The 8882-nt window shown below is 62.8% G+C and carries 6 protein-coding genes; 5 read left to right on the forward strand and 1 reads right to left on the reverse strand.

The genetic code is table 11. From position 1 onward, the window contains the following. The first annotated feature begins 104 nt into the window (after positions 1 to 104). From AC1RBA_RS27185 to AC1RBA_RS27205, 5 genes are all read left to right on the forward strand, one after another. Positions 105 to 770, forward strand: coding sequence for a hypothetical protein (locus tag AC1RBA_RS27185; RefSeq protein WP_492420481.1), 666 nt, complete (start codon positions 105 to 107; stop codon positions 768 to 770). A 180-nt stretch (positions 771 to 950) separates the two neighbouring features. Further along, positions 951 to 3530 (forward strand): DUF349 domain-containing protein, encoded by a 2580-nt coding sequence (locus AC1RBA_RS27190; protein ID WP_492420483.1) that lies wholly within the window; start codon positions 951 to 953, stop codon positions 3528 to 3530. Further along, on the forward strand, positions 3527 to 4000 hold the full coding sequence (gene moaE / locus AC1RBA_RS27195) for a molybdopterin synthase catalytic subunit MoaE (protein ID WP_070290768.1): 474 nt from the start codon (positions 3527 to 3529) through the stop codon (positions 3998 to 4000). Before AC1RBA_RS27190 ends, moaE begins: the two co-directional genes overlap by 4 nt. A gap of 121 nt (positions 4001 to 4121) precedes the next feature. Beyond that, a complete protein-coding gene (gene clpB / locus AC1RBA_RS27200) occupies positions 4122 to 6728 on the forward strand; it encodes an ATP-dependent chaperone ClpB (RefSeq protein ID WP_070221393.1) in 2607 nt (868 codons plus the stop codon). A gap of 324 nt (positions 6729 to 7052) precedes the next feature. After that, the gene (locus AC1RBA_RS27205) at positions 7053 to 8174 is read left to right on the forward strand and encodes a polyamine ABC transporter substrate-binding protein (protein WP_492420486.1); all 1122 of its coding nucleotides are present in this window, start codon (positions 7053 to 7055) and stop codon (positions 8172 to 8174) included. Positions 8175 to 8270: 96 nt separating this feature from the next. Here the strand turns inward: AC1RBA_RS27205 and AC1RBA_RS27210 are convergent, their stop codons facing one another. Continuing rightward, positions 8271 to 8399 (reverse strand): hypothetical protein, encoded by a 129-nt coding sequence (locus AC1RBA_RS27210; RefSeq protein ID WP_256267160.1) that lies wholly within the window; start codon positions 8397 to 8399, stop codon positions 8271 to 8273. Positions 8400 to 8882 lie beyond the last annotated feature (483 nt).

An 8882-nucleotide genomic window follows, 5' to 3' on the forward strand; every position in this document is an offset into this window, starting at 1 on the left:
GCGGCCCGCTGCGGGTTTGTGCAGGATCAAGCCCATCGCTGTCGGTAGTCTTTACACTTTCACTTCCAGGATCAGACATCCAGCGCATTTTCGGGAGTGAGTGCATGCTTACGGCAACATATATATTGGTTTCCCTGTCGGTGGAACAGGCCAGCATCCGCATGAGCCTGCTGGCCTTTCAGAAGTACATGCATGTGCAGCTGCGTCACCAGAGCAGACTCAGCCTGGCGCAGCTGCAGTATGCGGGCGACTGGCTGAGCCGGCTGTACCAGGGCGGCTACTGGCGCAAGGTGGAAATGTATCTGGTGCCCGCCATTCGCCAGGCCGCACCGCATGCCGACGGCTTGCTCAATGAAATCAATGGCTTGAACCACGTGGCGCTGGAAAGCATCAATGCGGTGCAGCAGCGCGCGGGCGCCGCCATCGACCATTCCGAATTGCAGGCCGAGCAGCTGTGCGCCGCCATCGACGCCTTTTGCGCGGCCTTGCTGCAGCGCCTGGAAAAAGAAGAGCGCGAACTGTTCGCGCTGGCGCGCAAGGTCATCGTGGGCGAAGCGTGGTTTGCCATCGCCTACCAGTTCCTCGCCCACGACGCGCGCGCGCAGGAGGCGCGCCGTGGCAAGGCGCAGGTGCTGCCCTTTGTTTTGCCGGCGCCTTTGCCGACATCCTTGCCGGCGCCGGGCAAGCCTGCCACCGGCGGGAAAAACGCCGAGGCCGGCGGCGCGGCGGCGCAGCTTGCAACGTCACCGCCGCTGCGCGCGCAGGCTTGAACGGGTAGCGAGCGCACACCCCGGCAGGCCCGCCTGTGCCAGGGTGGTTTTATCGCCGGGCACATGGCGCCGTCATAGGGAAAAGATTCATTTTAGTCATTTGATAACTTGTTCAGCCCTGTCCGATGCAATACCCCGGGCTTTGTTATGATGGTGGTTTTGATCCACGCGAAACCCGTCATGTTCGAATTTCTCTTCAAGCGTTCTGCCAGCAAGACTGCCGTCCCCGATCCTGTCGTGGCAGAACAGGCCGCCGCCTCGGCGCAGAGCGCATCGCGCCGCGCCGAACAGGTTGCGCGTGCCCATGCCGTGGCGGGCGACGAAGCCGCCGCCTGTGAATTCATCGTGTCCAGCGAATTTGCCGATGCCCGCCTGATCGCGGCCGAACACGTCCATAGCTTGCCCCTGCTGGAAAAAGTCCACCATGCCATGCGCAACACGGACCGCCGCGTTGCCAAGCTGATGCAGGGCCGCATCGACCTGATTCGTCATCAGGCTGCCGAGACGCAACGCGCCCAGGCCAGCATCGCCACGGCCCAGCGCCTGTTGAGCGATGACAAGCTGAGCCCGAACCAGGTAGCCGAGCTGGACCGCCAATGGCAAGTCATCAAAGCCACGCCCGAGCTGGAGAGCGCCTTTGCCGCCGCGCGCGCCGCGCTGGCCGCCCGCCTGGAAGCGCAAGTGGTGTTGCAGCGCGCCGTGATCGACACCGTCGCCGCCGCGCGCGCCTTGGCTGCCAGTGGCCAGTCCGCCGGCGAGCTGGCCCAGGCGCTGGCCCGCCTCGACGCGGAACATGCGCAGCATGCGCAATCGCCCGAACGCGCTTCCTTGCCAAAACACCTGGAGAGCGATTTCATCCAGGCGCGCGAGCAGGCGCAGTCCGCCTTGCAGGCGCTGCAGCAGCACCAGGCCGTGTTCGACGCGCGCCAGCTTGCTCTGGCCGCATGGCAGGCGCAGGACGCCGCTACGCTCGATGCAGACACCTTGAAACGCGCGTGGCAAGCCTTGCCGCGCCTGCCCGAGTCGCCATTGTCCGACAGCCTGCAGCAGCAATTTGCGGCCCTGCTGGCCAGCGCCCCGGCACCGATCGTCCCTGCCGCAGCCGTGGACGCGCCAGCGCATGCGGAACCGGCGCCGCGCAAGCCGCGCCAGGAACACGCGCCCGTGTCGAAGGAAGCGACGGAGCAGTTCTTCAAGGTGCTCGACGCCATGGAAGCGGCGCTGCAGGATGGCTTGTTGCACGTGGCTTCCGAACATGACAAGACCTTGCGCGATAGCAAGCACGGCCGTTTGACGCCTGCGCAAGCGGATCGCCTGGCCCATGTGCGCGGCGAGTTCAAGCGCCTGGCCGACTGGGCGCGCTGGGGCGGCAACGTGTCGCGCGAGGAACTGGTCAAGGCGGGCGAGGAATTGCCGGCGCAGCAATTGCCGATGACCGAACTGGCCAAGAAAGTGGGCAGCCTGCGCGAGCGCTGGAAGTCGCTCGACACCTTGTCCGGCCCCGCACCGAAATCGCTGTGGGAGCGTTTCGACGCCGCCTGCAGCGTGGCGTATGCGCCCGCGGCCCAGCATTTCAAGCAACTGGCGGAAGAGCGCCACGGCAATGCAGCCAAGGCCCAGGAACTGATCGTGGAAACGGCGGCCCTGGCGGCCGAAGAGAGTACCGACTGGAAACATGTTGCTTCCGCCTCGCAGCGCTTGCGCCAGGCGTGGACGCGTCTGGGCACGATCGACCGCAAGGAAAAGAAACGCCTGGATACGGAATTCGGCGCCGCGCTGGACGCCCTGTCCAAGCCGCTGGACACGCAGCGCCAGATCGAGACGGCGCGCCGCGAGCAACTGATCGTCGAAGTGGGCCTGCTCAAACCATCGGAGCGCAACACGGTCGACATGCTCAAAGCCTTGCAGGATAAATGGCAGGAACTGGCCAAGGCCCTGCCGCTGGAACGCCGCGCGGAACAGGCGCTGTGGCAGCGTTTCCGTGCCGCCTGCGACGATATCTTCGCCAGGCGCAAGGAAACGGCCCACGCGGCCGACCACGAGCGCCGCGAACACCTGCATGCGCGCGAAGCGCTGTGCGCCGCGCTGGAAACGGCCGTCGTGCCCGAGGGCGACGACAAGGCCCGCAGCGCCTTCATCAACCACTTGCTGCGCGACACGCGCGCCGCCTGGAACGCCACCGGCCCCGTGCCGCGCGCCAGCGAAGCGAAGATCGAGCAGCGCTACCAGGCCGCGGTCGCCGGCGTGCAAGCGCAGGCGGATGCGATCGCCGAACGCGCTGGCGCCGCGCAGGCCAACGCCCTGCGCGACAAGTTGCGCCTGGTGCAATCGCTGGAAGCCGCACTGGCCGATGGCGGTGCCGGCGCCGACGCGCAAGCGTGGAGCGAGCGCTGGAGCGCCTTGCCGCCGCTCGACGCCCAGTACGAACGCAGCCTGCAGCAGCGCTTTGCCGCCGCTCAGGCCGCGCTGGGCGAGGGCAGCGCCGCCTACGTGCAGCAATTGCAGGCCAATCAGGAGCGCCTGCTCGGTGAAGTCCTGCGCCTGGAAATCGTCGCCGGCGTCGACAGCGGTGCCGAATTTGCCCGCGACCGCCTGAAAATGCAGGTGGAAGTGCTGCAATCGTCGCTCAAATCGGGCCAGAAGCCGCTCACGCAAGTGTCGCAGCTGATGCAGCTGTGCGCGATCGCCGCCGTCACCGATGCGCGCACGGCCAGCCGCATCGAAACCCTGCTGCGCCGCATCGGAGGCAACGCGAAATGAGTACATCCGTCCGCATCCAGCAAGCCGATTTTGACTTGAGTCAAGAAATTGCACAATTGCGCGCAGGCAACCCCAAGGTGGGCGCCGTCGTCGGCTTCGTCGGCACGGTGCGCGACATGAACGAAGGGCTGGACGTGGCCGCGATGGAGCTCGAGCACTATCCGGGCATGACGGAAAAGTCCATTGCAGCCATCGTGGAGCAGGCGCGGGGCCGCTGGCCCCTGTCCGGCGCGCTGGTGATCCACCGCGTGGGGCCCTTGCTGCCGCAGGAGCAGATCGTGCTGGTGGCCGTGTCGTCCGCCCACCGGGGCGAGGCGTTTGCCGCCTGTGAATTCATCATCGACTACCTGAAGACGGAAGCGCCGTTCTGGAAGAAGGAAGACACGCCCGAAGGGGCGCGTTGGGTCGATGCGCGCGACAGCGACGAGACGGCCCTGGACAAGTGGGCCGCAAAAGCAAGCGCCATTTGAAGCGAACGCGCCGCGCACCGTAGCATTTGCCAAAATGCATCAGTTTTCTGCTTTGTGTATGCTTGAAAAGTACTGCCTCACCCCAATTTGGTTAACAACTAATTAACCGGGAGCGCTTTTCATGCGACAAGATAAACTGACTACCAAGTTACAGGAAGCCCTGGCCGACGCGCAAAGCTTGGCCGTGGGCAACGACAACCCCTATATTGAACCAGTCCACCTGCTGACGGCCCTGTTGAACCAGGACGACGGCGGTGCCCGCTCGCTGTTGCAGCGTGCCGGCGTCAACGTGGGCGGCCTGTCCAAGGCCCTGGGCGCGTCCATCGAACGCTTGCCGAAGGTGTCCGGCACGGGCGGCGACGTGCAGGTCAGCCGCGAATTCGTGGCCCTGCTGAACCTGGCCGACAAGGAATCGCAGAAGGCGGGCGACCAGTTCGTGTCCAGCGAAATGGTCTTGCTGGCCATGACGGACGACAAGTCCGACTGCGGCAAGCTGGCGCGCGAAAACGGCCTGACCCGCAAGGCGCTGGAGGCGGCCATCGACGCCGTACGCGGCGGCAACAAGGTCGATTCGCAGGAAGCCGAAGGCCAGCGCGAAGCCTTGAAAAAATACACCTTGGACCTGACCGAGCGGGCGCGCAAGGGCAAGCTCGATCCCGTGATCGGCCGCGACGATGAAATCCGCCGCACCATCCAGATCCTGCAGCGCCGCAGCAAGAACAATCCCGTGCTGATCGGCGAGCCGGGCGTGGGCAAGACGGCCATCGTCGAAGGCCTGGCGCAGCGCATCGTCAATGGCGAAGTGCCTGAATCGCTGAAAGGCAAGCGCGTGCTCGCGCTGGACATGGCCGCCCTGGTTGCCGGTGCCAAGTTCCGCGGCGAGTTCGAAGAGCGCCTGAAGTCCGTGCTCAAGGAACTGGCCATGGATGAAGGGCAAACCATCGTCTTCATCGACGAGATGCACACCATGGTGGGCGCGGGCAAGGCCGACGGCGCGATGGATGCCGGTAATATGCTCAAACCGGCACTGGCGCGCGGCGAGCTGCACTGCGTGGGCGCCACCACGCTCGACGAATACCGCAAATACATCGAAAAGGATGCCGCGCTGGAACGCCGCTTCCAGAAAGTGCTCGTCGACGAGCCGACCGTGGAGGCGACGATCGCCATCCTGCGCGGCTTGCAGGATAAGTACGCGCTGCATCACAAGGTGGAAATCACGGACGCGGCCATCATTGCCGCGGCGGAATTGTCGCACCGCTACATCACGGACCGCTTCCTGCCCGACAAGGCCATCGACCTGATCGACGAGGCGGCGGCGAAGATCAAGATCGAGATCGATTCGAAGCCGGAAGTGATGGACAAGCTGGAACGCCGCTTGATCCAGCTGAAAATCGAGCGCGAAGCCGTCAAGAAGGAAAAAGACGAAGCATCGCTGCGCCGCCTGGGCCTGATCGAGGAAGAGATAGTCAAGCTGCAGCGCGAATACAATGACTTCGAGGAAATCCTGAAGGCGGAAAAGGCCGTGGTGCAGGGCAGCACGCACATCAAGGAAGAGATCGAGCAGGTCAAGCTGCAGATGGAGCAGGCCACGCGCGAGAGCAACTGGCAGAAAGTGTCGGAGCTGCAGTATGGCAAGTTGCCGCAGCTGGAAGCCCAGCTCAAGCAGGCTGACAGCGGCATCCCGAAACTCGACCCCGACCAGCCGAAATTGCTGCGCACGGAAGTGGGCGCCGAGGAAATCGCCGAAGTGGTGTCGCGCGCGACGGGGATTCCCGTGTCGCGCATGATGCAGGGCGAGCGCGACAAGCTGCTGCACATCGAAGAGAAGCTGCATGAACGCGTCGTGGGCCAGGATGAAGCGATCACGGCCGTGGCTGACGCCATCCGCCGCTCGCGCGCCGGCTTGAGCGATCCGAACCGTCCCTATGGTTCCTTCATGTTCCTGGGACCGACGGGCGTGGGTAAGACCGAGCTGAGCAAGGCGCTGGCGACCTTCCTGTTCGATACGGAAGAATCGATGATCCGCATCGACATGAGCGAGTTCATGGAGAAGCATTCCGTGGCCCGTCTGATCGGCGCGCCGCCCGGCTACGTGGGCTACGACGAAGGCGGCTACCTGACGGAAGCCGTGCGCCGCAAGCCGTACAGCGTGATCCTGCTCGACGAAGTGGAAAAGGCGCATGCCGACGTCTTCAACGTGCTGCTGCAAGTGCTCGACGATGGACGCATGACGGACGGCCAGGGCCGCACGGTGGACTTCAAGAATACCGTCATCATCATGACCTCGAACCTGGGTTCGCATAAAATCCAGGCGATGGAAAGCGATGATCCCGGTGTCGTGAAGCTGGCCGTGATGGCCGAGGTACGCTCGCACTTCCGTCCCGAGTTCGTCAACCGCATCGACGAAATTGTCGTGTTCCACGGCCTCGACGAGAAAAACATCGGCGCGATCGCGAAGATCCAGCTGAAGATCCTCGAAGAACGCCTGGCGCGCATGGACATGCAGCTGAGCTTGACGGACGCCGCGCTGCAGCAGATCGCCGAAGCGGGCTACGATCCGGTGTATGGCGCCCGTCCGTTGAAACGGGCGATCCAGCAGCAGATCGAAAATCCGCTGTCGAAGCTGATCCTCGAAGGCCGCTTCGGCCCGAAAGACGAGATCCGCATCGACGCCCAGAACGGCAACCTGGTGTTTACAGGGGCGCAAGTGGGGCTGGACAAGGTGTAATGTTGGCTGGTCAGTCCCTGCGGGATTGGAAGCTACCCCATTGGGGCAGCTTCCCCCGTCGGGTCTGACCCCAGTTTTACGGCATTTGCAGTGAGGAAGATGTGCGACGATTTGCGACGTCTAACAAAACCGTAGCGAGCGGCAGTGATTTGTGGCAGAGAAGCGCAACCGTACTCTAGTACGGTGAGCATCGCAGGCCGCAAAGCGCGACGCGCAGTAGGTTTTGTTAGACGTCCTCAGGCAGGGCGGTATCAGGCTAGACCTGATGCCGCCCTTCTTGCTATCATCGTCACTATTTTCTGACTAATTTTCGGAGGCGGTACGATGGCAAACACATGGCAAGCAGGACGGCGCATTGGACTGGGACTGACCTTGGCGGCGGCCGTGCTGGCCTTGTCTGGCCAAGCGCAGGCCCAGGAAGAGAAGGTCCTGAACATCTACAACTGGTCCGACTATATCGGCGACGATACGATCAAGAATTTTGAGAAGGAAACGGGCATCAAGGTACGCTACGACGTTTTCGACAATAACGAAATCCTCAATGCGAAACTGGTGGCGGGCAAGTCCGGCTACGACATCGTCGTGCCGACGGCCCAGTGGGCGCGGCTGCAGATCGACGCGGGCCTGCTGCGCAAGCTCGACAAGAGCAAGCTGACCAACCTGGGCAACCTCGATCCGAACCTGCAGGCGAAATTGTCGAAGATCGACCCGAACAACGACTATCTGGTCGACTGGCTGTGGGGCTACACGACGGTGGGCATCAACGTCAACAAGGTCAAGGCCGCGCTGGGCGGCATGCCCATGCCCGACAATGCCTGGGATTTGATCTTCGATCCGAAATACGCGGCCAAGCTGAAATCGTGCGGCGTGTCCTTCCTCGACTCGCCGTCGGAAGTGCTGCCGGCCGCCCTGCAATACCTGGGCAAGCCCGCGTACTCGAAAACGCCCGCCGACTACCAGGAAGCGGGCAAGGTGCTGCAGGCGATCCGCCCCTACGTAACCTTGTTCAGCTCATCAGGCTACATCAATGACATGGCCAACGGTTCCGTCTGCGTCGCGCTGGGCTGGTCGGGCGACATCAATATCGCGCGCCAGCGCGCCATCGACGCGAAGAATGGCAACGTGATCCAGGTGCTGGTGCCGAAGACGGCCGCCCTGATGTTCGACACCATGGCCATTCCCGCCGACGCGCCGCACCCGAACAATGCGCACCTGTTCATCAACTACATCCTGCGTCCGCAAGTGCATGCCAGCCTGAGCAACAAGGTCTTTTACGCGAATCCGAATCCGGCCAGCATCAAATATGTACGCAAGGACATCGGCGAGAACAAGGCCATCTTCCTGTCGGACGCCGACAAGCAGCGCATGGCGGCGCCGGAAGCGACCACGGCCGATATCCGACGCTTGATGACGCGCATTTATACGAAGTTCAAGACGGGAGTGTAATACGGGGGCGTAAGACGGGAGCGTAAAAACAAGGATGGCGCGAGAGACGGTCCTGTTGGCCGTCGCTGGCGCCATGCGATAGTGCCGAGGTGAACGCTACTCGTGATAGCGGTCCATCAGCTTATGGTGGCTGCCGCGCATTTCTTCGACCAGTTCAAAGGCGACAAAGCCGATGATGGCGGCGAAGATGGCGATGAAGAGAAAAACGAGGAAGGTGATTAACATGGTCTTTCAGCCGCCGTTGGACGGCCGTCCGCTGGGTTGCTCAATGTGCCGGAGCAGCGCTCCAGCACGTAGTTGATGCAATTAAACTCTAGCAGATCGGCAGCGCTTTACAAGGCTGCTGAGTTGTGAACTCCACCAGTATTTGTCCCAGCGCACTTTTTGCGCATTTCAATCTGGGGTCAGACCCGGCGGGTCTGACCCCGTGGCCTATTTCACCACCAGATCATGCGCCATCACGGCTTTCAAATAGACGCTGACGGGGTCGCCTGGTTCGCGCTGGGAGAACCTGTCCATCCTGCGCTGGCCTTGCGCATTTCTCTGTTTTAGTATTTTATTTCACCACCAGATCATGCGCCATCACGGCTTTCAAATAGACGCTGACGGGGTTGCCTGGCTCGCGCTGGGAGAACCTGTCCATCCTGCGCTGGCCTTGCGCATTTCCCTGTTTTACTATTTCACCACCAGATCATGCGCCATCACGGC

It is taken from the genome of Janthinobacterium sp. GW823-FHT03B06 (assembly GCF_058796955.1).